The following is a 26,085-nucleotide window of genomic DNA, read 5'->3' as shown; positions in this document are numbered from 1 at the left end:
CCAATGTGTCTGGCAGTGCCCGGCAAGGTCGTATCGATCAACAACAGCGCCGATCCACTCACCGGATTGATCGACTTCGGCGGAGTGCAGAAACAGGCGTGCCTGTCGTACGTCCCCGAGGTGCGGGTCGGTGAGTACGTCATCGTGCACGTCGGCTTCGCACTCCAGCGCCTGGACGAGGAGTCCGCGCTGGCCTCTTTGCAGCTCTTCGAGGAACTGGGTCTGCTGGAGGAGGAGTTCGGCGACGCCTGGGAGCAGGCGGCGCGGGACGCGGGAGTCGCCGCCGTGACCGAGGACCCCCGAGAGAGCGAGGCCCGGTGAAGTACATCGACGAGTTCAACGATCCCGAACTGGCGCGGCGGCTGCTGAGCGAGATCCACGCCACCGCCACCCGGCCGTGGGCCCTGATGGAGGTGTGCGGCGGACAGACACACTCCATCATCCGGCACGGCATCGACCAACTGCTGCCCGAGCAGGTCGAGTTGATCCACGGTCCCGGCTGCCCGGTCTGCGTCACCCCGCTGGACGTCATCGACAAGGCACTGGAGATCGCCTCCCGTCCCGGGGTGATCTTCTGCTCCTTCGGTGACATGCTCCGCGTCCCGGGCACCGACCGTGACCTGTTCCGGGTCAAGGGCGAGGGCGGCGACGTACGGGTGGTGTACTCGCCGCTCGACGCGCTGGAGCTGGCCCGCCGCAATCCGGACCGTGAAGTGGTGTTCTTCGCCATCGGCTTCGAGACCACCGCCCCCGCCAACGCGATGGCCGTGCACCAGGCCCGCCGTCTGGGCCTGACCAACTTCAGCCTGCTCGTGTCCCATGTGCGGGTCCCTCCCGCGATCGAGGCCATCATGACGGCCCCGTCCTGCCGTGTGCAGGGCTTCCTCGCCGCCGGGCACGTGTGCAGCGTGATGGGTACGGCCGAGTACCCCGCGCTCGCCGAGCGTTTCCGTGTACCGCTGGTGGTGACCGGCTTCGAGCCGCTGGACATCCTGGAGGGCATCCGCCGGGCCGTGCGCCAACTGGAGCGCGGTGAGCACCGGGTGGAGAACGCGTACCCGCGGGCCGTACGCGAGGACGGCAACCCGGCCGCCGTGGGCATGATCGAGGAGGTGTTCGAGGTCACCGACCGCAACTGGCGCGGCATCGGGCCCATCCCCCGGAGTGGCTGGCGGCTGACCGAGGCGTTTCGCGGGTACGACGCCGAGCACCGCTTCGACGTGAGCGGCATCCGCACCGAGGAGCCCGCCGAGTGCCGCGCCGGCGAGGTGCTCCAGGGGCTGATCAAGCCGACCGAGTGCGCCGCGTTCGGCACCACCTGCACCCCGCGCACCCCGCTCGGCGCGACCATGGTCTCCAGCGAGGGTGCCTGCGCGGCCTACTACCTGTACCGCAGGATGAACGACCCGGCGGCGCCGGGTACCGGCGCCGCGCGCGAGGAGATGAACCCCGTTGCCTGAACTCGCCGAGACGACCGTCGACCCCGCGAACTGGACCTGCCCCGCGCCCCTTCGCGACCAGTCCGTCGTGGTGATGGGGCACGGCGGAGGCGGCGCCCTGTCCGCCGAGCTGATGGAGCAGGTCTTCATCCCGGCCTACGGCAACCCCACCCTCGCCGGGCTCGCCGACTCCGCCGTTCTCGAACTGGGCGGTGCCCGGCTGGCGTTCTCCACCGACGGCTATGTGGTCCGCCCGTTGTTCTTCCCGGGCGGCTGCCTGGGCGACCTCGCGGTCAACGGGACCGTCAACGACCTCGCGATGAGCGGCGCCAGGCCCGCCTACCTGTCCGCCGCCTTCGTACTGGAAGAGGGCGTGGAACTGAGTGTCGTCGAACGGATCGCGCGCGCCGTGGGCGCGGCGGCCGAAGCGGCGGGGGTCGTCGTGGCCACGGGCGACACCAAGGTGGTGGAGTCCGGGCACGGCGACGGCGTGTACGTCACCACCGCAGGGGTGGGTCTCGTCCCCGACGGGGTGGACATCCGGCCCCAGCGGGCGCGGCCCGGTGACGCCGTCATCGTCAGTGGCCCGATCGGCCTGCACGGCGTGGCGATCATGAGCGTGCGGGAGGGACTGGAGTTCGGCGTGGAGATCGCCAGCGACACCGCGCCGCTCGCGGACCTGGTCGCGGCGATGCTGAACGTCACGCCGGACGTCCACGTCCTGCGCGACCCCACTCGCGGTGGTCTGGCCGCGTCCCTCAACGAGATCGCCCGCGCCTCGGGCACCGGCGTCCGGCTGCGGGAGCGGGCGATCCCGGTGCCGGACGCCGTCGCCAACGCCTGCGGCTTCCTGGGCCTCGACCCCCTCTACGTCGCCAACGAGGGCCGGCTCGTCGCCTTCGTGCCGCCCACGGCGGCGGACGAGGTCCTCGCAGCGATGCGCGCCCACCCGCAGGGCGCCGGCTCCACGCTGATCGGGGAATGCGTCGCCGAGCATCCGGGCATGGTCGTCGTCTCGACGGGCCTGGGCGGCACCCGGGTGGTGGACCTGCCACTGGGTGAGCAGCTGCCGCGCATCTGCTGATCCGCACGCATCAGGCCCCGCCGGAGCCCGTCGCCCCAGCGGGGCCCGATGCGTGTCAGTCGACGCCGATGATCTCCAGTTCCCGGCCGCTGCGCAGCTCGCTGGAGGGCTGGTCGCAGCGCGGGCACCAGAAGAACGGGGGCATGCCCACCGCGAACTCCTCGGCGCACGGACCGCAGTAGGCCTGCGCGGGGACCTGCTCGACGACGAGGCGGGCCGCGGCGAGGGGGGTGCCGTCGCGGGCCACCTCGAAGGCGAAGTCGAGCGCGTCGGGCACGACTCCCGCCAGCTCGCCCACGCGCACGGTCACCGCCGAGACGGTCCGCGTCCCGTCCGCCCGGGCGAGCTCGTCGGCCCGCTCGATGATCGCGGTCGCGATCGACAACTCGTGCACGGCCGGCTCACGGGTAGCGGTGGCCGGCGCGCAGGCCACCGGCCATCCGCCAGATCCGCAGCTCACGCCGCAGGCTCGGGAACTCGTGGACGACCAGCGCCAGTGCGACGGCGCCCGCCAGTGCGCACTCGGCCATCAGCATCCGTTGCCCGGTCTTCCCGGCGGCAGCGGATTTCCTTGTTCGTTGGACCTTCATCGCAACGGCTCCCTGCTCTTCGTCATGCCGGAGGGATGTTCGGCATGACGTCGAGGAGAGCGTCGTGCCGCTTCCAATGGATACCGGTGGAGCGGCGCGCGTCGGCGGTGCCGTCCCGGTGGTGGCCGGTCTGGTGCTCGTACGGCCCTGTGTTGCCCTGACGGACGCCGGGTACGTGCCCGGTCGAGTCGGGCTTGGCCTGGGGTCGGCCGACCCTGATGTTCCCCATGGGTGCTCTCCTTCCTCGCCTCCGCGTCCCGCGCGGAGTGCGCGGCTCATGACTGCTCGGTGAGGTCCTCGAAGAACCGCTCGACGGCCGGCCAGACCCGGCCGCCACCGGACAGGCCACGCCATTCCCGGCGTACGACGGCGACCATCCGGTAGCAGTCGTCCACCGGCACGATCCAGTGGTGGTCGAGGCCGTGAACGGTGTTCACGAGCAGGGCCTCCACATCGGGTTCCACGGAGGCGAGCTGCGGACACGCCGCGACCATCCGTTGCCAGGCCCCCGCGTCGACCTCCCATCGCATGGCCCCGGCCGGGCTCGGGCCCTCGGCGGTCACCGTGCCGTCTGCCCGGGGCACGAAGAAGACCAGGCCGACGGGCACGCCCAGAACCTCAGTGTCCACCTTGGGGAGCCGGATCCGCCTGCGAGGAACGAGCCGGTAGCGCCCCTCGCCCCCACCGCCGTCGGCGAACAGCACCGAGCAGGGGCCGCAGGCGCAGCGCACCTCCCGCTCTGCCGTGGCGTACAGGTGGGCGTGCTCGTCGGGCACCGGCGCGGCGCACAGATCGCACTTCTCACCCTCGGCCGTCGCGCCGGCGTCGGCCGAGGTGCGAATGAGGCGGGCCAGGGCTCCGTCCGTGGTCACCGCGCGCCCCGGTGCGTGAGCGTGGTCAGGGGGACGAACGCCGAGGGCGTGACCTGCTCTGGTTCCACCGCGGACAGCTCCGGCGCCACGGCGAGCACCGCCTCCCGGACCGCGGCGGTGACGTCGGTCGTGCCGCCCCCGCCGCCGCACCCGGAACCGCAACCGCCGCCGGCGGCGGTCAGCCGGACCCGGCCCACCTCTCCCTCCACGCCCGCCCACTCCACGTCGCCGCCGCGTTCGCGTACAGCGGGCCGCAGCCGTTCGACCGCTCGGGCCGCCCGGCGGTCGACGGGCTCGGGATGGATGGCGTGCAGCACCAGCAGATGCCCGAGCAGCTCGTCGTCGGCGAGGCGTTCGGCCAGCTGCCCGTCCGCGTGGTCCATGACGCGGGCCAGCGCCTCACCGTAGACCTCGGTCAGCAGGCGTACGGCGTCGACCGCGGAGCGGGTGGTGGGGCCGGGCGCGGACTCGATCCCTTCCAGCAGCTGGTCGAGCCGGGCAAGCCGGGCCTCGACGTCGGGGTCCGCGAGTCGCTCGGCAGCGGCCTGCGCCTCAGCCATGGTTCGCCCCGTACGTCGGCGAGTGCAGGGTCGTCAGCGTCTTGCCCTTGCCGACGTACATGTGGACACCGCACGGCAGACAGGGGTCGAAGCTGCGCACGGTGCGCATGATGTCGACGCCCTTGAAGTCGTCCGGCCCGTTCTCCTCGAAGATGGGCTGCCCCTGGACGGCGTCCTCGTACGGGCCGGGGGTGCCGAACTTGTCGCGGGGGCTGGCGTTCCACGGGGTGGGCGGGTACGGGTGGTAGTTGGCGATCTTCTTGTCCTTGATCACCAGGTGGTGGGAGAGGACTCCGCGTACGGCCTCGTGGAAGCCGCAGCCGATCGCCTCGTCCGGCACCTCGAAGTTCTCGAACACCTTGGTGTCGCCGGCCCGCACCAGGCCCATCGCCTCTTCGAGGAACTGCAGGGCCATGGCGGCCGCGTAGGCGACGAAGTACGGCCGGGCGCGGTCCCGCTCGATGGTGTTGCTCCACTTGGGGATGCGCCACTCCAGGGTCGTCTCCGGCAGCGACTCGCCCTTGGGCAGCGAGATGCGCACGCTGTGGCCGGTGGCCTTGATGTACGGGGTGTCGACCAGGCCGCTCAGCGCGGTGGACCACAGCCGGGCCAGCGGGCCGCCGCCGGTGTCCAGGGCGAGGTGGTCCCCGGTGCGCTTGTCGAGCCAGCGCGGGCTCATCACCCAGCTGTACTTCTCGTCGAAGTCGCGCTTCTGCGGCACCGGGACGGTCGTCTGGTTCCACGGGTGGCGCATGTCGACAGGGTTGCCGAGCGGGTCGTGGGTGACGAACGGCTGCTCGTTGACCCAGTCCTCGTAGTAGGAGCTGCCCAGCATGATGCGCAGGCCGAGGTTGATGTCGACGAGGTTGTTGGTGACCAGTTCGCCGTCGACGACGATGCCCGGGGTGACGTACATCGCCTTGCCCCAGGTGTTCATGTTCTCGTAGCGGTAGTCGACGACGTCCGGGTTCTGCCAGGCACCCCAACAGCCGAGCAGGATGCGGCGGTTGCCGACCTGCTCGTAGCCGGGCAGTGCCTCGTAGAAGAAGTCGAAGACGTCGTCGTTCATGGCGACGGCCTTCTTGACGAAGTCGATGACCCGCATCAGCCGGCTGAGGTAGTCGGTGAAGACGGTCGGCTGCGGCAGCGTGCCGACGCCGCCGGGGTACAGCGTGGAGGGGTGGACGTGCCGCCCCTCCATCAGGCAGAACATCTCGCGGGTGACCCGGCTGACCTTCAGCGCTTCCTTGTAGACCTCGCCCTCGAAGGGGTTGAAGGCCTTCATGATGTCGGCGATGCTGCGGTAGCCGTGGATGTCCCCGCGGGGGGCGTCGGTGCGTTCGGCGCGGGCCAGCACGCCGGGGTTGGTGGCCTTGACCATCGCCTCGCAGAAGTCCACGAACACCAGGTTGTCCTGGAAGATCGTGTGGTCGAACATGTACTCGGCCGCTTCACCGAGGTTGACGATGTGCTCGGCCAGCCGCGGGGGCTTGACGCCGTAGGCCATCTGCTGGGCGTAGTCGGAGCAGGTCGTGTGGTTGTCGCCGCAGATGCCGCAGATGCGTGAGGTGATGAAGCCCGCGTCCCTCGGGTCCTTGCCCTTCATGAACACCGAGTAACCGCGGAAGAGTGATGAGGTGCTGTGGCATTCCACGACTTCCCGGTTGGCGAAGTCGATCTTCGTGTAGATGCCCAGGTTGCCGATGATCCGGGTGATCGGATCCCAGGACATGTCCACGATCTCAGGCGCCTTGCGCCCCTTGGGCCGGGCCTCGGTTGTGGTCATCGTTGTTGCTGCCCTCGCTGTCGGTGTTCCGTAGGTCTGTGGTGGGGGGGGTGCGCTTCGGGGGGTCAGGGCCGCCAGCGGGGGTCGTAACCGCTGGTGAGCTTCTGCTTGTTGTGGCGCCATCTGGGCTCGTGGTTGACGAGTTCGTTGGTGAAGCCGCGCAGGCGGCGGATGACGGCGCCGTACGGCTTGATGGCGAGCGACGACAGCGTGCCGCCGGGCGGCTCGTCCATGAACGGCATGAAGGCGTCGGGGAAGCCGGGCATCGTGCAGCCGATGCAGATGCCGCCGACGTTCGGGCAGCCGCCGATGCCGGCCATCCAGCCGCGCTTGGGCACGTTGCAGTTGACCACCGGGCCCCAACAGCCCGTCTTGACCAGGCACTTGGGTGAGTTGTAGTCCTCGGCGAAGGTGGCCTGCTCGTAGTACGAGCCGCGGTCACAGCCCTCGTGGACCGTCTTCCCGAACAGCCACTGCGGGCGCAGCATGTGGTCCAGCGGGGGTGGCGGAGCGGAGCCGGCCGCGTGGTAGAGGACCCAGATCAGGGTCTCCATGAAGTTCTCGGGCTGGATCGGGCAGCCGGGCACGTTCACCACGGGCAGTCCGCCCTGCGACCTGTAGTCCCAGCCGAGGTAGTCCGCGAGGCCCATGCAGCCGGTCGGGTTGCCGGCCATCGCATGGATGCCGCCGAAGGTGGCGCAGGTGCCGGCGGCCACCACCGCCCAGGCCCTGGGGGCGAGTTGGTCGATCCACCAGTTCAGGGTCTGCGGCTCGCCGGTCTCCGGGTCGTTGCCGAAGGACGTCCAGTAGCCGTCGCCTTCGATGATGTTCTGGTTGGGGATCGAGCCCTCGATGACGAGGATGAAGGGGCCCAGGTCGCCGCGTGCCGCCGCCCGGTAGGGGGCGAGGAAGTCCTCGCCGCCCAGGCTCGGGGAGAGCACCTTGTTGACCAGGTTCACCTTCGGCAGGCCCGGGATCAGGCCGAGTACCAGGTCCTCGATGGAGGGCTGGTCGGCGGCCGTCAGGGAGACGGTGTCGCCGTCGCAGCTCATGCCCTCGGAGATCCAGAGGATGTGGATCTCGTCGAAGCCCTGTCGGTCCTCGCCGCGGCTGGGTTCGTCGCTGACGTCGGTGGTGTCGCTGTGCGTCGCCATGTCATCGGCCTCCGCTGTGGGGGGTGTCGGAGTCGGTCGGCTCCAGAGGTTCGAGTTCGTCGGGCCGGAAGTAGTGGAAGCGGCCGTACCAGGTGTGCAGTTCGGACGCGGGGTCGTCGTCGAGGGTGACGGCGAGATGCGTGCTGCCGTCCACGTCATGGAAGACGGCGGCCACCCGGGCGGTCCGTCCGACCAGGAACATGTCCTGGGCGTCGGCCCCCCGGCCCCGCGGGCGCAGCCGTACGCGGCTGCCTCCCCCGAGGGGTACGCCGTCGACCAGCACGGTGTCGGTGGTCGGGGACAGACCTGCGTCCGCCCCCTCCTGCCACCAGGCGGGTCGCTCGGCGTCTGGTGTGCGTGGTCCGTCGGCTGGTGTGCGTGGTTCGGCGGCGACGGTGAACGGTCCGGTGGCAGGGGTGGTCGCCCCGGCGGCAAGGACGGCCGGTTCCGCAGCGGGGGTGACCGGCTTCAACGAGCGGACGGCGCCGTGCAGCCGCGCGAAGACCTCCGGGGGCATGGTGTCGACCCGGTCGAGGATCGCGGCGGCCCGCGGGTCGGTGGCGCGCGCCTCGCGCTTCTCCTCGTCCGTCAGCAGCATCGTGCGCAGCGTGAGGATCTCGTCGATCTCCGCGGCGTCGTGCAGGTCCCCCGGGCTCTCGGGTGCCACCTGCGGATGGTCGGGAAGGATGATCGGCGCGGAGAGAAGGAGGCCGCCGGTCGCGCCGGTGCCGGTGCCCTCTGCGGTCGGTTCACCTCCCAGGACGGGGAAGGTGAACTCGTTCCGGCAGGCGCGGGCGTGTTCGCGCAGCGATGCGGGCGGATCGATCAGCGAGACGAACTCCACACCCTCGTCGCCGGCGACAAGGGTGTGCGTGGCGATGAGCGCGCGGCGCAGCGCCTCGTCACGAGGGATCCGCGGATCGGGCGCGGGCCCGGTGTTCACGGTGCGTACCCGGAGCCGGCAGACGTCGTCCGAGAGCCGTTCGGCGCCGAGCGTGGTCTGCGCCTGTACCTCCTGGCGACGCCGGACCACCCGTCCGACGCCTCGGGGCAGAGGCTCGACGTCCGTCCCGCCAGGCGCTCCCGCCAGGACGGTGCGTTCACCCGCCAGGAGGTCATCCAAAGGGACGACGAGGTCGACCTCGCGCGGCACCGCCTCCTCGAAGGTCAGATGGGCCACGCCGTCGTCCGTCCGCAGCGACGCGACCGCACGGTGGCCGCCGTCCCGCACGGCCTCCTCCACCTGCTTGTGCTGCGTCTGCAGATACCGCACCCTGACCCGCACGACTGCTCCGGGCCGTCGGACGCGCAGCAGGCAGTCGGTCTGCTGGAACCAGGAGTCCGTGGATCCGGAGACACCCGGGACGACGGGACCGTCCGCCTCCACCCAGTCACGGGGGAAGAGCACTCCGAACTGCCACCGGACACGGTTCTTGGCCGACGACCGGCGGTAGGGGTAGAGGAGGTAGCCCTCGTAGAGGACCGCGTCGGCCACAGCGCTCAGCCGCTCGAAGTCGCTCCGGGAACGGTCCGGTGGCAGGTCAGCCCCGTCGCTCGTGGCAGCGTCCGCCGTGCCGCCCGCGACCAGTCCCTCCGGCATCGCGCCTCCTCGCCTCCGTGTGCACGCCCATGTCTTCCACCACGGTCACACCAGCCACGCGCCCTCGCCTTCTATGGCGCAGCATCACTGAGCCATTCGGGGGTCGCTCAAGGTGTTCGACGCCGGAGAATGCGGTGCCGGCTTTCGGAGCCGTCGGGCTCGGGGGCCGTCGACTCAGCCGAGGCGGCCGAGGAGCCACGTGACAGCCCAGCGGACGAACGTGCCGAGTGCCGCGGCCAGCGCGACCTTCCCCGCCTTGCCCGCGGTACGGCGTACCCGCCCAGAAGCGCGTTCAGGTTCCCTCATCGAGACCCTCCATTCAGTGAACAAATGGAAACTGACTGCTCAGACTAAAGCGGGACGCACAAGTGGCCTCCGGTCGGACACGACTCAACTGCCCGTTCTTTCTTGGGGACTTCCCACAATCTTCTGCTGCCAGATGATGTCCCCGTCGGCTGTGCAGCGCGCCGCGAGTGCACGTCAGAGTTGGGGGCGATGCGGGGGCGGGCCTACGGCGTGCCGGCCTCGCCGCGCACCCACCGCTGGCAGGAGTCACAAACCGCTCGTAGCCGAAAGGCCCGGGAGAGGTTTTCGTCTAAGGGGTGTTGAGCGGGGCGGACGGCCAGCTCAGCTCTTCTTGAGCCAGCGCATGCTGGACGGCGACCCCTTCCAGATCCGCCTCTCACGCACCATCACAGCCCCGACTGCCACGGGACTTCCCGGGAGAGGGGCACTGCGCATGAACGCCGCGCAACTGTTCGTCGCGGAGGGCACCTTCGGCGTCCTGGACGGCGGAGACATCCCCGTCGACACCGCCGACTGGTCCAACGGGCTGGCCGCGCCCATGTCGCACGGCGCCATCATCCTCACCGGCATCCACACCGGCGACGTCCAGGTAACGGCCGAACCACTCGACACGCCTCCCCCAGTCGGCGACACCACCATCTGGGAAGAGATCGTCGAGACCAGCGTTCACTGCCCGTCCGGCCAGCTGCTGGTGGAGTCCCTCGACCTCGGCCCCGCCGAGGAACTGCCCAACCTGGCCACCGGGGGCCCGGGCTGGTACCGCCTGCGCGTCCACGCACACGGCCGCGGCACCAACCCCGACGGCACCGACTCCGAACCCGTCGAGCGATACCTGCTGACTGCTTGGCCCGCGCCCCCACCACCACGGCCGTCCTCAAAAGGGTGCGGCCGAGAGATCTGAACCGACGCCGGGAATCAGGCCGCGATGAGCTCCTGCTCGCGGTCCGGCGTCTGGACCACGGGCTTCTTGTTCGGCAGCGAGAGCCGGAAGACCTTGTGCCACGCGGAGAACACCTGCTTGGGCAGCGGCCCGGTGACGTACTCCAGCTCGTACTTCTCGAACAGTGCGCGCACCTTCACCGCGACCTCGGCGTACCGGTTGCTCGGCAGGTCCGGGAACAGGTGGTGCTCGATCTGGTGCGAGAGGTTGCCGGTCATGAAGTGCATGGCCTTGCTGCCGCTGATGTTCGCCGAGCCCATCATCTGGCGCAGGTACCACTGGCCACGGGTCTCGCCGTTGATGGACCGGCGCTCGAAGACCTGCACGCCCTCGGGGAAGTGCCCGCACATGATCACCGAGTGGGACCAGATGTTGCGGACCAGGTTCGCGGTGAACGTGGCGGCGAGTGTGGAGAGGAACGACGGGCCCGACAGCAGCGGGTGGATCACGTAGTCCTTGAGCACCTGCTTACGGATCTTGCGGCCCACGGCCTTGGCCCGCGCGCGGAACTCCGGGTTCTTGCGGCGGCGCTTGTGCAGGTTCTTGCCGAGCTCCAGGTCGTAGGCGGCGATGCCGTACTCGAAGAAGCAGGCGTTGATGAAGTTCCACAGCGGCTGGCCGAGGTGGAAGGGGTGCCACTTCTGGTCCTCGTCGACGCGCATGATGCCGTAGCCGAGGTCGTTGTCCTTGCCGATCACGTTGGTGTACGTGTGGTGCAGCTCGTTGTGGGAGTGCTTCCACTGGTCGGCCGGCGAGACGTGATCCCATTCCCAGGTGGTGGAGTGGATCTTCGGGTCTCGCATCCAGTCCCACTGGCCGTGCAGGATGTTGTGGCCGATCTCCATGTTGTCCATGATCTTCGCCACGGACAGACCGGCGGTGCCGATCAGCCACGCGGGCGGGAAGATCGAGAACAGCAGCACGCCCCTGCTGACCAGCTCGAGCTTGCGCTGCGCCGAGATGACCTTGCGGATGTAGGCGGCGTCTTTCTCGCCCCGGCTGGCGATCACCTCGTCGCGGATCGCGTCCAGCTCGCGGCCGAGCTCCTCGATCTGCTCTGCGGTCAGGTGGGCGGTGGGGTCGATGGCGGTCAAGATGCTCCTACCGTTCGATGTCGCAGGGGCCCGCCGCGGCGGACACGCAGGTCTGGATGAGGACGCCCGGCTCGGCCTCGGTGACCTCGCCGGTGCGCAGGTCGCGGACGGCACCCGCCTTGAGCGGCGTGACGCAGCCGAAGCAGATGCCCATACGGCACCCGGAGGGCATGAGCACGCCGGCCTCCTCGCCGACGTCCAGCAACGGCGTGGCGCCGTCGGCGTCGACGGTCTTGCCGGTGGCGCTGAAGGTGACCTCGCCGCCGTCGCCGGTGGCGACGACGCTGGGGCGGAAACGTTCGGTGTGCAGGCGCTCTGGGACGCCGTGCTCGCTCCAGTGCTTCTCTGCGGCGTCGAGCAGGCCCGCGGGCCCGCAGGCCCAGGTCTCGCGCTCGGCCCAGTCGGGCACGAGCTCGTCGAGGCGGGCGATGTCGAGCATGCCGTCCGTGTCGGTGTGCAGCTCGGTCAGGCGCAGCTTCTTGTCCGCGACCAGGCCGTGCAGTTCGTTGCGGAAGATCACGTCGTGCGGCTGTGGCGCGGAGTGGACCATGACGACGTCGTCGAACTCGGTGTCGCGCAGCATGCCCATCACGGGCGTGATGCCGCTGCCGGCCGTCAGATAGAGCACCTTGGCGGGCTTGGCCTGCGGCAGCACGAAGTCGCCGGTCGCCTGGTCGAGCTGGATCAGCGTGCCCGGTTTCACCCTGCGGACCAAGTGATTGCTGACCTTGCCGTCCGGGATCGCCTTCACGGTGATCGTGACGCGGCCGTCCTGGCGGTCTGTCGGCGAGGTGACGGAGTAGGCACGCCACAGGCGCACCCCGTCGACGTCGACCCCGATCCGCACGTACTGACCGGCCGTGTGGCCGCGCCAGCCGCGTCCCGGCCTGATCACGATGGTCGCGGCGTCACCCGTCTCGGGGTGCACGGCCTCGATGCGCCCCCGCAGGTCAGCACCCGCACGCAGCGGGCTGACCAGGTCGAGGTAGTCCGACGGCAGCAGCGGCGTCGTGACCATCTCCAGCAGTTTCCACGCCCTGCTGCGGAGGGCTGTACTCGTCATGACTCCAGCTTGCTGTGCCTCACGGGGTAAAGTCCTGACCGAAGGACGTAAACCTGGTCGGCCGAATTGTTCGCAGGGAATAAAAACGTGAGCCATGCAATCCAGAGGGCCAGCGAACTGACCCTGGATGAGACGACGGTCACCGCACTTCGGGCCGCGCTGAAGACCACCGCCGACGAGGTGGTCCAGGCGATCATCGACGAGGTCCCTCCCTACGCCAACGCCCTTACGGGCCACATGGGCGCCACCATCCGCCGAGCCGTCCGCACCGCCCTGGGACACTACCTGGACCTCGCGAGCGGGAACGCCACAGGCGGCGACGGCGGCGACGCGGCCTACGAGCTGGGCCGCGGCGAGGTCCGCGACGGCCGTTCGATGGACGCCCTGCTCAGCGCCTACCGCGTCGGCGCCCGCGTGGCCTGGCGATGCCTGGCAGCGGGTGCCGTACCCGCAGGTCTGCCGGCCGCCGAGGTCGCCAAGTTCGCCGAGCTGACCTTCGCCTACATCGACGAGCTCTCCGCCGCGAGCGCCGCGGGCCACGCCGACGAACTGGCCGCCCGGGGCCGGGCCCACGAGCGCCACCTGGAACAGCTGGCCCGCGACGTCCTCGCCGGCGCGACCCCGGACGTGCTGCTTGTCTCTGCTCAACGGGCCGGGTGGCAGCCCCCGGTCTCGCTGACCGCGGTCCTGCTGCCCGCCGCCCAGGCCAGGCCCGCCTACCGCGCACTCGACCCGAGCACCCTCGTCCTCGACGATCTGCCGGACGCCACCGGTGTGCTGCTCGTCCCTGATGCCGACCGGTCCCATCTCATGCGGCAGCTGACGGAACGCACCGCCGTGGTCGGCCCGGCCCGGCCGTGGACTCGTGCGTCCGCCTCGTACGCACGAGCCGTACGCGCGCGCTCCCTCTCCTCTGATATTCGCGACACCGAGGACCACCTGCCCGAACTGGTGCTGAGCGCCGACGCGGACGCGTTCAAAGACCTGCGTACCCGAGCCCTCGCACCGCTGCGGACCCTGCCCGTCGCGACCGCACGGCGGCTGGAGGAGACATTGCGGGCGTGGCTGCTGCACCAGGGCAGGCGGGACGAGGTGGCGGCGGAGTTGTTCGTCCATCCCCAGACAGTCCGGTACCGGATGTCACAGCTGCGGGAGCTGTTTCCGGACCTCGCATCGCCGCAGCGGGTCCTTGAACTGACGCTGGCGGTCGGGCTTCGGGCCGGCTGACGCATGCCTCGACCGTCCACGACCGCGTCCGCGAGCGGTGCGGGAATCGTGCCTCGTTCTCGGTGCCGTCAGCCGGCTCATGGGGCCCGGGGAAGAACGCTGACAGCCGGCTGAGACCGGGTCGAACAAGGCCTCGGAAAGCCCGGGCGCCGTCTCTGAGCAGCGCGGTGGCGGATACCGCTCGACTGGAGCCGCTGGGCGATGCACACCGTCCGGCTCGACGGCGCGCTCATCGGGCATCTGGTCGGTGTACTGGGCCGCTACGTCCTGGAAGACGGCTTCACGTCGTCGTGGAGGGCGCTGTCCTGGCACGAGCTGCCCCGCGGGCGCGCGGCGGGCTGCCGCTGGGTGACCGGCGAGGCGGCCAGGCCAGGTCACCGGGGGCGAGGACCGGGCCGCTCGGCCGCCACCACCTCCGGCTGACGAGCAGACTGCCTGCCGTCGCTGAAACGGGCCGAGCCAGTCCCGGTCAGGCGCCGGCGCCGCCGTCGACCGGGACGATCGCGCCGGTCACCATCGAGGCGCGGTCACTGAGCAGCCACGCGGCGACCTCGGCGACCTCCCGGGGCTCGGCCATGCGACCGAGCGGAGTCGCCGCGTTGTTGGCCTCGACGATGCCCGGGGACACCGCCTCCCACGCGTCGATCATCTCCGTGGCCGTGCCGCCGGGGGTGATGCCGTTGACGCGGATGCCCTCCGGGCCCCACGTCACGGCCGCGGTCTCGGTGATGCTGTTGAGCGCGCGCTTCATGGCGCCGTAGGCCGGCAGGGCGGGGTTGGCGCGGCGGCTGCCGATGCTGGACGTGTTGACGATCGCGCCGCCGCCGGTGCGGCGCATGAGCGCGGCCTCGGCGGTCATGGCGGTCCAGTGCGAGCGGAAGTTCACGGCGAACTGCGCCTCGATGTCCTCGTCGCTGGTGGTGTCGAGCGGGCCTGGCTGCTGGATCACCGCGCCGTTGTTGAAGGCGCCGTCGAGCCGTCCGTGCAGTTCCTCGACGCGGTCGACCGCGGCGCGGATGCTCGCGGAGTCGGCGAGGTCCAGGGTGACAGCGTCGGCGACGCCGCCCTGGGCGCGGATCTCCTTCACGATGCGCTCCAGGGCGTCGGTGCCGCGGGCGGCGAGCACAACGGCGGCGCCCTCGGCGGCGAAGAGCCGGCCCGCGGCCGCTCCGATGCCGCGGCTCGCGCCGGTGATGAGCACGACCTTGCCGGTGAGCAGGCCAATGGGTGCGCTGGGTGTGGTGTGCGTGGTGTTCGTCATGACACCCAGCGTCCGGTCGGCCGCCGGCCGGATACAGGAACAGGCTGTACCAGGATCCGCCGCCGCGCAGCGGGCAGACTCGGGGTATGGACAAGCAGGAACTCGGTGCGTTTCTCCGCAGCCGACGTGAGCGGCTCCGCCCGCAGGACGTCGGCCTCCCGGCCGGACCGCGACGCCGCACCCCCGGTCTGCGCCGCGAGGAGGTCGCGGTCCTCGCGCACATCTCCACGGAGTACTACGTCCGGCTCGAGCAGGGCCGGGCGCCACGACCGTCGGCCGAGGTCCTTGCCGGAATCGCGGGCGCGCTGCGGCTCACCGACACCGAGTCAGACCACCTCCATGTGCTCGCGGGCACTGTGCCGGCGCGTGTCCATCTGCATCGGCGCGACGTCCGCCCGAGCATCCTCGCGCTCCTTGAGCGGCTCCCGCAGACTGCCGCCTTCGTGATATCCACCGCCTTCGAGGTCCTCGCGTGGAACGACCTCGCGGCCGCGCTCATGGAGGACTTCGCACCGCTCGCCCCCAGAGACCGCAATCTCGCGCGCCGTGCCTTCCTCGGGCCGCAGCGCGCGGATGCGCCGCTGTACGGGATCTCCGACGCCGCCGAGTTCCGGCACCACGTGGTCATGCAGCTCCGCGCCACTCTCGCCCGCTACCCGAACGATCCCGAGGTGACCGGCCTCGTCGACGAACTCCGCACCGGCAGCCCCGACTTCGCCCGGCTCTGGGAACGGCACGACGTACAGGCCGCGCAGGTGCTGACCAAGAGCTTCCGCCACCCGGTCGTCGGTGAGGTCACCGTCGACTGCGACACTCTCACCCTGCCCGACCGCGACCAGTACCTCGTGCTCTACACCGCACCACCGGGATCCCCCGGCGCCGAGGCCCTGGCTCTGCTGAACGTCCTCGGAGCCGACGCCGGCGAGTACATGCGGTAGTCCGCCGTGGGAAGCGTCAACGCGCAAGCACACCCACCAACCAGCACCGGCCCCCGGCCGGCCCATCAGCAGCCCAGCCCACGATCAAACTCGGGTGCCCGCCGCTGCTGAAGTGGCCGCGTCGGGCACGCGGCGAACCTCTGTCGACGGACAACGCACGTACCGTTTCCGGCCTCGGCAACGCGCGCGCCGCTGGCGCCGGCGGTGTTCATCGTCGTTCGGCGATCAGGCGCAGGGCCGGCGCACGGCGGAGTCTGATGAAGGTGACGGCCAGAGCGACAGCCTGGAGGACGGCGCAGACCAGCAGCACCCTGCCCAGATGCTCGGCCGGGGTGAGGGCGACGAGGACACCGGCCAGGGGGAAGGGCAGCAACAGGATCAGCATGGTCAGCGAGAGCGTGGCGCCGAGTCCCGTCGACGGGATGATCATCGAGCGCACGGTACGCAGCACGACCGTAAGGCCACCGTCGCCCGCCATGAAGAGTGCGACCAGGATCGTGTAGGAGACGTAGGACGGCGCCAGCGGTAGGCCAAGGCAGGCTGCGGAAGCGAGCGTCGCGGACACGACGCCCACTGCCCAGAGGTCGAGCCAGCTCAGCGCCAGACGGCAGCAGGTGACCGCCAGCAGGGTCGCCACCGCGGCGGCGGACCACATGGTGCCGACGCTGGCGGAGGAACGGCCGAAGGTTTCCACGACGATGACCGGGCTGGCGGACTGCAACAGCCCGAGGGCAAGGTTCGAGCAGGCCAGACCACCCACTAGCCAGCCCAGCGCTGGCAGTCGCAGCAGCGTGCGCAGGCCCGCCCGCAGCCCGCCGGCCCTCCCCGCCGCATCCGGGGACGCGGCACGCAGCGGTGTCGGCGGGGTCTGCAGTCCGAGTACGGCGGCGAACAGGGACACCGCGCTCAGACAGCCGAGCATCCACCCGGGGCCGACCAGGAGCAGGAAGCCGGCGAGCAGCGGACCGATGACCGTGGCCGACTGGTCGATGCCGACGAGGACCGCCTGTATCCCGTGCGGCCGTGTTTCCCCGCGCCGGGTGACAACCGCGCCCACGGCCTCGTTGGCGACGAACCCGAACTGGGAGAGGGTCCCGGTCACGGCCGCCAGCACCAGAATGACGGCCGTCTCAGTCGTGCCCCGTGGAAGCATCATCAGGGCGATCGCCGACGCCGCCACCACCGTGGCCCGACCGAGGGATGCGAGGAAACACACGATGGCCGCGCCGCGGCGGTCCACCACGTTGCCCGCCAGCACGAACGCCCCGATCCGCGGCGCCCATTCCAGCGCGAACGCCAGCCCCGTCAACGAGGCGGAACTGGTGATGGTCAGGACCAGCAGCGGCATCGCGTACGTCGACATGGAGAACGCCAGCGCATCACTCGCACGCGGAGCATAGATTCGCCGAAAGTGACTGCCGGGTGGAACGGCGGCGTGCCGACCGGCAGGCCGGTCCTCGTGCACGTTGATGGCCACGGACAAGAGGCTTTCGGTGAGAGGTACTGAGAGAGGTACTGAGAGGCGGAAATGACGGCAGTTGCCCGCGCGGGGAAAGTGAGATGCGGCTATCGACTGTGCGGCGGCGGAATTCACAATGGTGACAGGGAAAAGAACTGGCCCGCGCACGCTGGCAGTTGACGGCTGAACTATACCGTCTCCACGCCACCCTCACAGGCGAGGTCGTCAGACTCGGCGGTATGAGGTCATATCCGCCGGATACCGATACTCGCCCGTTCAGGGTCCGGTTCGTTACGTACCGGCAATGACGGAATGACACCCTCCGTGGTGTAGTCGAGCAGTGGCCCGATTCGATGGAATTCGGAAGAAGACCGGCAATCGCCGGAGATACGGCGAGGACAAAACCTCCGCCAGGTCGGCCCCGCCCTCCCGGCTGACGGACATCGTGGTCGCGCTACTGCTGGCGGTGGCCGATGCCCTCGCACTGGCCGGTATCGGCCTGATCATGGCCCTGGGCGGCATGGGAAACATGGGCGACGGCTTGTCGGGAGCTCAACGACCTCATCACGGAGTCTCGTTCTCGGGGCTCGCGCTCGCCTGGATGATTCCCGCCGCCCTGGCACTCTCGACGTTCGTCCACGCAAGTCTGCGGATGCCGATCACCGCCACGGTGCAAGGACTGTTCCTCATCGTCGGGATCGCGCTCGCGTTCGCCGAGACGAACATGTTGCTGTCGATCGCCTGAACTGCTGCCAACAAAGCCGACGTCTGCCCGGCGGTGCGCCGGCCGGTCAGCAGCAGTCGGTGATGGCCCAACACCTACCCACGGCGGTCACGTCTCCTGCAACTCAGACCTCCATCTCCTGCCGAAACTGGCTTGCCAGAGCCTGCATGGCGGCCAAGTCCTCGCTCCCTGCGGCCAGTCGCCAGATCTCGGCAAACCACGGCGTTGGAGCATCCCTGTCGGCCGTCGCAGCAAGCGTGATGGCGATGAACCACCGCCCTTTCTGAGCCGTTCCGGGTCCGGTACGGACTCCGGACCGGACCCGGAACGATTCCAACCGCGCCGTGCCGGGATACTTGGCCAGTGAGCAGTGGCAAGGGTGAGTGCGAAGCGGATACTGAACAGTTGCAGCAAAGGGTCTACCTAGGTCTCCGTACGGGCGACCTCGACCCCCAGGACCTCGTCGCCCTCGCCTGCGACCTGCTCGACTGGCTCCCTTGCAGCGACGCCGTCCTGGACGTCGTCGAACTCAACCCGGCCGAGATGTCGCCGGAGGAGATGGCTGACCGGGCCCGGCGCATCCTGGACGACGTGGGCTTCGACCCCGGCTTCGACCTCGCCCCGGAGCGATCGGAGACGTTGCGCGCTGCGCTGCGGATCGTTGCCCGCGACCTGCGCCTGCGCGGGATCGAGGGCGAGCCGGAGATCGAGATCCTGCATGACTGGTTCCCGGTGGGAGCCGGCATCCGCCTTGCCGACGGCGAACGGCTCAACTGGGGCGGCCCCATCCTGCCGACCATGTGCGACGACCCGACCGTGGCACTGGCCAGCCTGGCGAGGCTGATCCAGGAGAGCCTGCTCGAAAGGACCTGGCAGGTCTGGCCGGTGTGCCCCGGCCATGACCTCGGCGTCCACGCCTCGGAGCGGCATGGTGCGGCCGTTTGGTGGTGCGCGGGCGATGACGGACACATCCTGGCACCGGTCGGCGAACTCGCGCGGGCCCTCGGCCATGGTCGCGCCACACAGGGCCGGCGGTGAGGTGCACCTCGTCGTCACCGATCGCGGAAGGCAGGCGGTGGGGGCGCACTTCCGCTGTTTGCGGGCGGCGGGGTGGCGCCGGCAGAGGTCGAAGCCTCTTGTGGCGAGGACGGCACACAGTCGCCGTAAGGCGTCCGCAAGGTCGCCAGCCACGCAGTTGGAGGAAGGAAGGTCTGAGCAACCGAAGTGGTTGGCCAGTCCCGTCAGGCGCCTGGCGATGATGTCGTTCATGTGAGTCTCCCGAAGTGAGTGTGGGGAGTGCCCAGTTCGGTGTCCGCGTCGTGTCGACGAGGAAAATACGGTCGGCGAGCCAGCGGGCGTGGGTGCTCGGTGCGATGCGGTCCTGGCCGCCGTGGAGCAGGAGCAGCGGGCAGGTGATGGTCCCGGGATCGGTGCCCCAGGGGTGGAGGTAGGCCAGGTAGTGGTCGATCGGTCCGCCGGGGCCGTCGGCCAGGGCCAGCGTCACCACCTTCTCGAACCAGGACCAGTCCCCAGCGAGCGCGGCGTGGTCGACCGCGGTGAACGTGGCGGGTTCATAGAGCGCCTCCTCCTCGTGGCGCACCGTGCGACGGTGACGTCGCGCAGCAGTGCGCAGGGGCCGTCGACCTCGGCTCAGTGCCTCTCTGGCCGTCAAAACGGCCCCGTCATCGACTGTGGCGCCGAACCCGCGCGCACCAACGACACGGTGCCCCGCCCAGATGCGTGAACAGGTGCTGTGCAGCACAGTAGAAACAGAGGCTCAGACAAGCTCGTACCGCCATTCCTCAAAGGCCTATCGAGCGCGGGCGTACCTATGAGTTCTGTCGGCATCGAGCGCCCCCGCCGTCGAGCCTGCGGCGCACTGTGTGGCGGTACGCGGATCCCGCGTGCCGCCGTGCTCTACGCGCCTCCCGTGCCGCGCTGCCGTACCCGGCCTTCCCGTGGCCGTGCCGCCGCGCAGGCATCCTCTCCGACTTCAGGAGTCCAGGAAGGTCGAGCGCACATGAACGCCTTTCCCAAGCCCGTCATGGACGCGATGGCCGATCGCACCATGCGCCTGCACCACATGCTGTGGCACAGGACTCGAGACTCGTGGGCAGATCTGACCGCGGGGGAAAAGAAAGTCTTCAGCGACCACGGCTGGGTGCCGCCCCGACCGTCCCTCGGACCGACAGATCCGGCCACCGGGAACAGGCCAGTGGAACTCGACAACAAGTCGGGCGAGGACTTCCTGTACATGCACCGGCAGATGATCACCGAGGTCAACGGCATCCTGGCCGAGGTGGGCGATCCTCAGTACCCGCGTGTGCAGGGGTGGGTGACGATACCGACGCCGGACGACCACGACTTCCCGGTCCCGCCGGCGTACGAGCTGCCGGGCGACCCCAAAGGCACCCAGGGTCTCCATGACGTCAAGTCGCCGGAGGCGTACGACCAGATCCACGCAGTGGAGACGCAGGTCACCGACCCGGCGGTACTGCGGCAGATCACGCTGGGCCGCCTCGGCGCCGCCGTCGAGTTCTTCATCCACAACGCCCTGCACATGCGCTGGTCGGCACAGATGCCCGAATACCGGCCTGGCGGGGACGAGTTCAACGTCGACCCCAAGTGGGACGACTCCGCCTACAACTGGCTCGGCGACACCTACTCGTCCCACGTGAACCCGCTCTTCTGGAAGATCCACGGGTGGGTGGACGCCAGGATCGACGACTGGATGGCCGCCAACGACGTGCAAGGGCAGGTGCCCTGGAGCTTCCATCCGCCCTGGAGCGGACCTGGGGGCGGGCACGACCACGGGCATCACCCGGTGGCCCATCTCGCGCTGCGAGCCCGGCCGGGCAGCGCCGAGGCCGAAGCGCTGCACTCGCGTCTGAGGGCCATGGATGCGACGGTCGAGGACCTGAAGCGGGCCGGCGTCCGCGAACCGACCCGCTTCCCGCTCCACAACGGCCGGCTCTGACCGGCCGGCCCGGTCGGCTACGTCCACCGCGGCGGAGGCGAGGTCACCCCGCGTCCCGCGCCGCGCACGGGCAGGGTCGCCCGAGGGCAGGGGCCAGGGGCCGAAGTACGCTCCGCCTCCCATGAAACCTCCGGGCCATTCGGCCGCGGAACTCGCCCCGGCCGGGCCCACCGAAGCGAGCGCCGTGTCCAATGCCATGATCTGTGGCATGAGCACAGACACCGGACACTCGGGGATCGTCCACTGGCGGCGCAGCGTGTGGAACGGCGCCCGCTCTGAGCCCGTGCTGGTTACCCTGCGCCCCGATGGCCTGCAGGTGCGGGACCGCTCCCTCGGCACCGTTCTGCAGGCCGACCCACGCGCGGTCACCGGCCGCCTCACCCGCTTCGGCACCCTCGTGCTGACCGTCGGCGCACGGCACTACGCCTTCGTCGGGCGGGGCGCCTCCTTGTCTCCCGCGCCGAGCGCCGAACAGCAGCGGGCCCTGGAGGACACCGGACACGGAGCACCGGGACCGGTCACGGCCGGTGGCGCCGTGGACCAGTTGCTCAACGGTGGCGCGGCGGCGCTGATGCGCGACTGGTACGCCCGACTGGCCGCCGCCGGAGCCCGGTTGAGCTGAACGGAAGCGAGGGAGCGGCCCCGACGGACCGATGACGATGCCGAAGGGTTGCCCCCTCAATGCGGCGCTAACTGCCTCTAACAAAAGCGGTTTGATCATGTGACTGTCGGCTTGATCGGTCGTTGATGTGGTCATGGGGAAGCGTCAGTCGCGGCCGTGGATCGTGTCGGACGAACTGTGGTCGCTCATCGAGCCGTTGCTGCCCGAGCCGCCGCCGAAGCAGGTGGAAGGCCGACCGCGGGTGCCCGACCGGCAGGCCCTGTGCGGCATCCTGTTCGTCCTGCACACCGGCATCCAGTGGGAGTACCTCCCCCAGGAGCTCGGCTTCGGCTCGGGCATGACCTGCTGGCGCCGGCTTGCGGCCTGGAACGAGGCCGGCGTCTGGGACCAGCTGCACCATCTCCTGCTGAACAAGCTGCGCTCGAAGAACCAGCTGGACTGGTCCCGGGCGGTGATCGACTCCTCCCACGTCCGGGCCGCACGCAGGGGCCCAAAAGCGGACCCAGCCCGGTCGACCGCGCACGCCCGGGCAGCAAACACCACATCATCACCGACGGCCAGGGCATCCCGCTCGCGGTGTCGCTGACCGGCGGCAACCGTAACGATGTCACCCAACTCCTGCCGCTGTTGGACAAGATCCCGGCCGTGGCCGGAGTCGTCGGCCGGCCGCGTCGGCGGCCCGACATGCTCTTCGCCGACCGCGGCTACGACCACGACAAGTACCGCCGGCTCCTGCGGCAACGCGGCATCCGGCCCGCGATCGCCGAACGTGGCCAGCCGCACGGCACCGGCCTGGGCACCTTCCGGTGGGTGGTCGAGCGCACCATCGCCTGGCTGCATGGCTTCCGCCGCCTGCGGATCCGCTGGGAACGACGCGACGACATCCACGAGGCCTTCCTCGGACTCGCTGTCTGCCTGATCACCCACCGGCACGTCCAAAGGCTTTGTTAGGGCCAGTAAGACCCGGCCGAAAGTCCCGACACAGCGCGGTGAAGCAGGAAGCCCACGGAAGGGGCAGCCGGCCCCGGCCGGAGTCCCTGGCCTTCAGGCCAGGGAGCACGTCAACCACTCCCCCATCCGGGACAGCCCACTTGGCGGTCAGGCCGCCGCGCGACCGACCAAGTGCCTGGCCGCGTGCCTGGCCAGGCTCGTCCGCCGGTCTTCCCGTTCGAGGGCGCCGGCGGCCCGCTGGTGAACATGGTTGACGGTGGGGGCTGTTGACAGATCTTTCCAGGACCCCGACCTGCGCGTTCCGCTCGCATGATCTGCCAGGTAAGGCGGCGGAAAGCCGTCGCGGCGTCAGCGGTGAGGGGTCAGGACCGCTATGTCCGCGCCGAAACAGACCACCAGCCGCCCGTCGGGTGCCACCGTCAGGCCCCTGACGCGGGACGGGAAGGCGTACGCACCGATCTGCTGCCCCGTGCCTGCGTCCCACATCCACACGGATCGGTCGACGCCGGCGACGACGACAGGACGACCGTCCAGCGTGCCGATGGCACCCGTACGCACCTCACCGGCGTCTCCCGTCAGCGGCGGTGCCAGCAGTTCGCCCGTGGCCAGGTCCCAGAGGTGGACTCCTTCTGCCCTGAAGCTGGTGAGGATGACGTTGCGGCCTTCGAGGGGCTCCAGGGCCAGGGCGCCTCGTTGCCGTGGCTGCACTCCGATCCATCGGCTCGCGATCAGGTCCCAGACGCGGCCTTCCTCGGTCACGCCGACGAAGTGGCCCTCGACGGACGCGAAGAACTCGATGGAGGGACTGAGGTACTCGCTGGTCGACTGTCCATGCAGCTCTTCCCGGGTGGTCAGGTCCCATATCCGCACCGTCTTGTGCCAGTCGTCGCGCGTGAGGAGGGTGGGGCGTCCGTCCACCGTCGCCGCCGTCAGGAGATCGACGGCAGTGGTGTGCCCGGCCAGGGGCTCACCGAGCTGTCCCTTGCCGTCGAGGTCCCAAAGCCGCACTCTCGTGTCCGAGCCGCCCGTGACGATGACGCAAGTGCCGTCCACGAGGGCCGTGGTGACGCCTCTCACGGAGCCGGCATGACAGGTCAGCCAGCCACCCTTCTTCCTCTCACCGTCGAGATCCCAGACCCGGACCGATCTGTCGTCGCCGCCGGTGACCGCGAGCTGGCGACTGTTCACCAGCACCGTCGACACTCCCCGCACAACCGCCTCGTGGCCCGTCAGCGAGGGCTGCAACGTCTGGAGGGTGGACAGATCCCACACCGCGACCGGCCCATGGTCGTACGCGACGAGGGCGGCGGGGCGGTCGCGGAGCACCCTCAGGGCCGCCGCCTGCACGAACGTGGCCGCGACGGGGTCACCGACCTGCTCGCGTGTGACCAGATTCCAGACGTGCACCTCGTAGGCGTTGGCGCTGACGGCCAGCGGGCACTCGGACGCCGGATCCGTCACCAGAAGGTGCGCCCTGGCGTTGAGGTCCAGACTGACGCAGCGCCCTGCCTCCCCGTCGCCGTCCACCGTCCGGTCGTACGCCGGGTCCCCGAACGCGGGAAGGTCGCCCGGGGCGCCGAGCTCCCGTCCCGTGGTCAGGTCCCACACTCGGACGGATTCCTCACCCGTGATCAGGTCCGTCGCCCCAAGTTCTCTGGAGTGGCTGGTGACTGCGACGGGACGGCCGTCCAACACCGCCGTCGCCAGAGCGGACACAAAGCCGGTGTGTATGGTCAACGGCTCACTGTGCTGGGAGAGAGTGGCCAGATCCCACACTCTCACCACGTCGTCGACGCAGGCGCCGACCACGACCGGCCGCCCCTCGATCAGTCCCGCGGCCAGCAATTTCACCCGGGAGTCATCGTCGGCGGAGCAGGCCCCGACCAGTTCTCCCCGCGCCAGGTCCCATACCCGAATAGCGTGGTCGAAGCCTGCGGTCACAGCGACGGGACGACCGTCCAACACCGCGGTCGCCAGTGCATCTACGGCGCTGGTCCGATCGGACACAGCTTTGCCGACTCGGCTGCCCGTGGCCACGTCCCACACATGCAGGGTGCCGTCCTCGCAACCGGCGACAGCGAGACCACGGCCCTCCACAGCCACGGTCGCCAGCACGCTGACCTTGGCCGGCACCGGCAACGCGTACCGCAGCCGGGAGTCCAAGTTGCCGCCGGTCGCCCATTGCACGACCCAGGGGTCATCCATCTCTTGGTCGACTGCGACCTGGGCGATGTTCCTCGCCAGCTCCCGGTTGCCGTACCGGGCGGCGTCCAGCGCCAGTACCTGCCGCCGCACCCCAGCATCGGCGTCACGATGCACATGTCCCGATGTCCGGTACACGGCAGCCGCGAGTATCTCCTCTGGCCCGGCAGCGTCGTCCAGGCCTGCGAGAACCAGCTCCGGGTCCCCGTGCACCAGCCATTCAGGGTCGGCCAACCGGCCGTCTACCGCTGCAACTTCACGGGCCGGGCGGCCGCTGCTTGGGAGTTCAACAGACATGACCGGCATGGTAATCACACCGCCTCTTGGCCAACGGCATCGACCGGTTGACGAGTGGAGCGGAAGTTATGGACAGGGTTTGCGGCTGTCCGTTGTCCGCACTGCCGGACTGCCGGACTGCCGGACTGGATGTTCTTACTGAGTTGCGCGACGCGGATCGCGGCGACGTACCCGCTCAAGCCGGCACCGAGGACGATGACGTCGTAGTGCGCGCTCATGTCGTGCCCCCTTTCCAGGGGGTTCGATGGTTGGCTCGTGGAGCGAGTGGTCATGCCGCGCGGTGGTGGGGTGCCAGCGTGGCGTGGATCTGGTCGCGGATGTCGGCGAGGACGGCTTCGTCGCTGCGGTGCAGGTACGCGGTGGCGGTGGTGCTGATGTGGATGATCGCGGTGATCACCCGCGCCAGCGTCGCCGCGTCGTCGGCATCGATGTACTCGTCGCGGGTGAGCAGGCCGGCGATGCCGTCCTCGAGGCGGCCGGCAAGGGCCAGGCCCGCTTGCCGGTAGGGCTCGGCCGGGTCGCCGAAGACGAGTTCGTGCAGGTATGTGCGGCCGTTCTCGATGTGCTCCCTCACGCACTCCACCACGGGACGGATGAGAGCGATGACCGGCTCCAGTACGCCCTGGCCGACGGCGGCGTTCGCGGCGGCGAGGCCGGAATCGATGGCGGCGGCGAACTTCTCGTTCTGCACCATGATCAGCAACTCGGCCTTCGTGGACGCGTACAGGTAAAGAGTGCCGATCGCGACGTCGGCCCGGTGGGCGATCTGCTGTGTCGTGAGCCCGCTGACGCCGTGTTCGGCGAACAGTTCGCGGGCTGCGGTCATGATGCGCTCGCGCTTGGCCTGTTTGGCCCGCTCGCGGCGCCCGATCGGCATGTGGCCGCGTCCCATGGGGTCTCCCTTGACAATAATTCTGAGTGTACTCATAATTGAGTTTA

27 protein-coding genes and 1 pseudogene are annotated in these 26,085 nt (G+C 69.8%); 12 read left to right on the top strand and 16 right to left on the bottom strand.

The window, feature by feature from the left end:
- The first annotated feature begins 3 nt into the window (after window positions 1-3).
- Genes ACQF4J_RS44930 through hypE form a run of 3 tightly spaced genes read left to right on the top strand, consistent with a single transcriptional unit; the run spans window position 4 to window position 2,523 of the window.
- Window positions 4-321: a HypC/HybG/HupF family hydrogenase formation chaperone gene (locus tag ACQF4J_RS44930; RefSeq protein WP_427168416.1), complete on the top strand. Its 318-nt coding sequence runs from the start codon at window positions 4-6 to the stop codon at window positions 319-321.
- Window positions 318-1,460, top strand: coding sequence for a hydrogenase formation protein HypD (gene hypD / locus ACQF4J_RS44925; protein ID WP_351571594.1), 1,143 nt, complete (start codon window positions 318-320; stop codon window positions 1,458-1,460). The genes ACQF4J_RS44930 and hypD overlap by 4 nt, the downstream gene beginning before the upstream one ends.
- Entirely contained in the window at window positions 1,453-2,523 is a 1,071-nt protein-coding gene (gene hypE, locus ACQF4J_RS44920; RefSeq protein WP_427168415.1) for a hydrogenase expression/formation protein HypE, read from the top strand. Before hypD ends, hypE begins: the two co-directional genes overlap by 8 nt.
- A gap of 55 nt (window positions 2,524-2,578) precedes the next feature.
- Here the strand turns inward: hypE and hypA are convergent, their stop codons facing one another.
- The 9 genes from hypA to ACQF4J_RS44875 form a co-directional block, all read right to left on the bottom strand.
- Window positions 2,579-2,917 carry a hydrogenase maturation nickel metallochaperone HypA gene (gene hypA, locus ACQF4J_RS44915; RefSeq protein ID WP_351571600.1) on the bottom strand — a complete coding sequence of 113 codons (339 nt, stop codon included), beginning with the start codon at window positions 2,915-2,917 and terminating at the stop codon, window positions 2,579-2,581.
- 7 nt (window positions 2,918-2,924) lie between these two features.
- Window positions 2,925-3,113, bottom strand: coding sequence for a hypothetical protein (locus ACQF4J_RS44910; RefSeq protein WP_351571603.1), 189 nt, complete (start codon window positions 3,111-3,113; stop codon window positions 2,925-2,927).
- A gap of 22 nt (window positions 3,114-3,135) precedes the next feature.
- Window positions 3,136-3,342 (bottom strand): hypothetical protein, encoded by a 207-nt coding sequence (locus ACQF4J_RS44905; protein ID WP_351571606.1) that lies wholly within the window; start codon window positions 3,340-3,342, stop codon window positions 3,136-3,138.
- Between the two features lie 46 nt (window positions 3,343-3,388).
- Complete coding sequence (locus ACQF4J_RS44900; RefSeq protein ID WP_351571609.1) at window positions 3,389-3,985, bottom strand: DUF5947 family protein; 597 nt, start codon at window positions 3,983-3,985, stop codon at window positions 3,389-3,391.
- Complete coding sequence (locus ACQF4J_RS44895) at window positions 3,982-4,545, bottom strand: NifU family protein (protein WP_351803307.1); 564 nt, start codon at window positions 4,543-4,545, stop codon at window positions 3,982-3,984. The genes ACQF4J_RS44900 and ACQF4J_RS44895 overlap by 4 nt, the downstream gene beginning before the upstream one ends.
- A complete protein-coding gene (locus ACQF4J_RS44890) occupies window positions 4,538-6,331 on the bottom strand; it encodes a nickel-dependent hydrogenase large subunit (RefSeq protein ID WP_351571615.1) in 1,794 nt (597 codons plus the stop codon). Before ACQF4J_RS44890 ends, ACQF4J_RS44895 begins: the two co-directional genes overlap by 8 nt.
- Before the next feature lie 65 nt (window positions 6,332-6,396).
- Window positions 6,397-7,485, bottom strand: a complete 1,089-nt coding sequence (locus ACQF4J_RS44885; RefSeq protein WP_351803305.1) for a hydrogenase expression protein HypE — start codon at window positions 7,483-7,485, stop codon at window positions 6,397-6,399.
- Window position 7,486: 1 nt separating this feature from the next.
- Window positions 7,487-9,085 carry a hypothetical protein gene (locus tag ACQF4J_RS44880; protein WP_427168414.1) on the bottom strand — a complete coding sequence of 533 codons (1,599 nt, stop codon included), beginning with the start codon at window positions 9,083-9,085 and terminating at the stop codon, window positions 7,487-7,489.
- A gap of 174 nt (window positions 9,086-9,259) precedes the next feature.
- On the bottom strand, window positions 9,260-9,391 hold the full coding sequence (locus ACQF4J_RS44875) for a hypothetical protein (protein ID WP_351571620.1): 132 nt from the start codon (window positions 9,389-9,391) through the stop codon (window positions 9,260-9,262).
- A gap of 433 nt (window positions 9,392-9,824) precedes the next feature.
- On the opposite strand from ACQF4J_RS44875, the gene ACQF4J_RS44870 reads away from it, so the two are divergent.
- Window positions 9,825-10,292: a hypothetical protein gene (locus ACQF4J_RS44870; protein WP_351803301.1), complete on the top strand. Its 468-nt coding sequence runs from the start codon at window positions 9,825-9,827 to the stop codon at window positions 10,290-10,292.
- A gap of 14 nt (window positions 10,293-10,306) precedes the next feature.
- On the opposite strand, the gene ACQF4J_RS44865 is transcribed toward ACQF4J_RS44870, so the two are convergent.
- Together ACQF4J_RS44865 and ACQF4J_RS44860 are read right to left on the bottom strand one after the other, a co-directional pair.
- Window positions 10,307-11,425 carry a fatty acid desaturase family protein gene (locus ACQF4J_RS44865; RefSeq protein ID WP_351571625.1) on the bottom strand — a complete coding sequence of 373 codons (1,119 nt, stop codon included), beginning with the start codon at window positions 11,423-11,425 and terminating at the stop codon, window positions 10,307-10,309.
- Window positions 11,426-11,432: 7 nt separating this feature from the next.
- On the bottom strand, window positions 11,433-12,488 hold the full coding sequence (locus ACQF4J_RS44860) for a ferredoxin reductase (RefSeq protein ID WP_351571628.1): 1,056 nt from the start codon (window positions 12,486-12,488) through the stop codon (window positions 11,433-11,435).
- Window positions 12,489-12,575: 87 nt separating this feature from the next.
- On the opposite strand from ACQF4J_RS44860, the gene ACQF4J_RS44855 reads away from it, so the two are divergent.
- Window positions 12,576-13,715: a PucR family transcriptional regulator gene (locus ACQF4J_RS44855; RefSeq protein ID WP_351571631.1), complete on the top strand. Its 1,140-nt coding sequence runs from the start codon at window positions 12,576-12,578 to the stop codon at window positions 13,713-13,715.
- 201 nt (window positions 13,716-13,916) lie between these two features.
- Window positions 13,917-14,138 carry a hypothetical protein gene (locus ACQF4J_RS44850; protein WP_351803297.1) on the top strand — a complete coding sequence of 74 codons (222 nt, stop codon included), beginning with the start codon at window positions 13,917-13,919 and terminating at the stop codon, window positions 14,136-14,138.
- 46 nt (window positions 14,139-14,184) lie between these two features.
- Here ACQF4J_RS44850 and ACQF4J_RS44845 read toward each other — a convergent pair whose 3' ends face one another.
- The gene (locus tag ACQF4J_RS44845) at window positions 14,185-14,976 is read right to left on the bottom strand and encodes an SDR family NAD(P)-dependent oxidoreductase (RefSeq protein ID WP_351571637.1); all 792 of its coding nucleotides are present in this window, start codon (window positions 14,974-14,976) and stop codon (window positions 14,185-14,187) included.
- A gap of 86 nt (window positions 14,977-15,062) precedes the next feature.
- Between ACQF4J_RS44845 and ACQF4J_RS44840 the strand changes: the two genes are divergently transcribed.
- Entirely contained in the window at window positions 15,063-15,914 is an 852-nt protein-coding gene (locus ACQF4J_RS44840) for a helix-turn-helix transcriptional regulator (protein WP_427168413.1), read from the top strand.
- A gap of 208 nt (window positions 15,915-16,122) precedes the next feature.
- On the opposite strand, the gene ACQF4J_RS44835 is transcribed toward ACQF4J_RS44840, so the two are convergent.
- The gene (locus ACQF4J_RS44835; RefSeq protein ID WP_427168412.1) at window positions 16,123-17,391 is read right to left on the bottom strand and encodes an MFS transporter; all 1,269 of its coding nucleotides are present in this window, start codon (window positions 17,389-17,391) and stop codon (window positions 16,123-16,125) included.
- A gap of 322 nt (window positions 17,392-17,713) precedes the next feature.
- On the opposite strand from ACQF4J_RS44835, the gene ACQF4J_RS44830 reads away from it, so the two are divergent.
- The 5 genes and pseudogenes from ACQF4J_RS44830 to ACQF4J_RS44810 all read left to right on the top strand — a co-directional run bounded on the left by ACQF4J_RS44830 (window position 17,714) and on the right by ACQF4J_RS44810 (window position 22,647).
- Entirely contained in the window at window positions 17,714-18,118 is a 405-nt protein-coding gene (locus tag ACQF4J_RS44830) for a hypothetical protein (RefSeq protein WP_427168411.1), read from the top strand.
- 384 nt (window positions 18,119-18,502) lie between these two features.
- A complete protein-coding gene (locus ACQF4J_RS44825) occupies window positions 18,503-19,135 on the top strand; it encodes a hypothetical protein (protein WP_427168410.1) in 633 nt (210 codons plus the stop codon).
- Window positions 19,136-20,312: 1,177 nt separating this feature from the next.
- The gene (locus tag ACQF4J_RS44820) at window positions 20,313-21,074 is read left to right on the top strand and encodes a hypothetical protein (RefSeq protein WP_351803293.1); all 762 of its coding nucleotides are present in this window, start codon (window positions 20,313-20,315) and stop codon (window positions 21,072-21,074) included.
- Between the two features lie 208 nt (window positions 21,075-21,282).
- Window positions 21,283-21,696 carry a hypothetical protein gene (locus ACQF4J_RS44815; protein WP_427168409.1) on the top strand — a complete coding sequence of 138 codons (414 nt, stop codon included), beginning with the start codon at window positions 21,283-21,285 and terminating at the stop codon, window positions 21,694-21,696.
- 133 nt (window positions 21,697-21,829) lie between these two features.
- Window positions 21,830-22,647 (top strand): annotated as a pseudogene (locus ACQF4J_RS44810) (IS5 family transposase).
- 348 nt (window positions 22,648-22,995) lie between these two features.
- Here the strand turns inward: ACQF4J_RS44810 and ACQF4J_RS44805 are convergent.
- The 3 genes from ACQF4J_RS44805 to ACQF4J_RS44795 form a co-directional block, all read right to left on the bottom strand.
- A complete protein-coding gene (locus ACQF4J_RS44805; protein WP_427168408.1) occupies window positions 22,996-24,942 on the bottom strand; it encodes a WD40 repeat domain-containing protein in 1,947 nt (648 codons plus the stop codon).
- Window positions 24,943-25,160: 218 nt separating this feature from the next.
- On the bottom strand, window positions 25,161-25,364 hold the full coding sequence (locus ACQF4J_RS44800; RefSeq protein WP_427168407.1) for a hypothetical protein: 204 nt from the start codon (window positions 25,362-25,364) through the stop codon (window positions 25,161-25,163).
- 50 nt (window positions 25,365-25,414) lie between these two features.
- A complete protein-coding gene (locus tag ACQF4J_RS44795; protein WP_427168406.1) occupies window positions 25,415-26,038 on the bottom strand; it encodes a TetR/AcrR family transcriptional regulator in 624 nt (207 codons plus the stop codon).
- Between the last annotated feature and the right edge of the window lie 47 nt (window positions 26,039-26,085).

It is taken from the genome of Streptomyces sp. C1-1, from assembly GCF_050214755.1.
In the GTDB taxonomy this organism is placed as follows: domain Bacteria; phylum Actinomycetota; class Actinomycetes; order Streptomycetales; family Streptomycetaceae; genus Streptomyces.
This window is presented reverse-complemented; position numbering and strand designations above follow the sequence as displayed.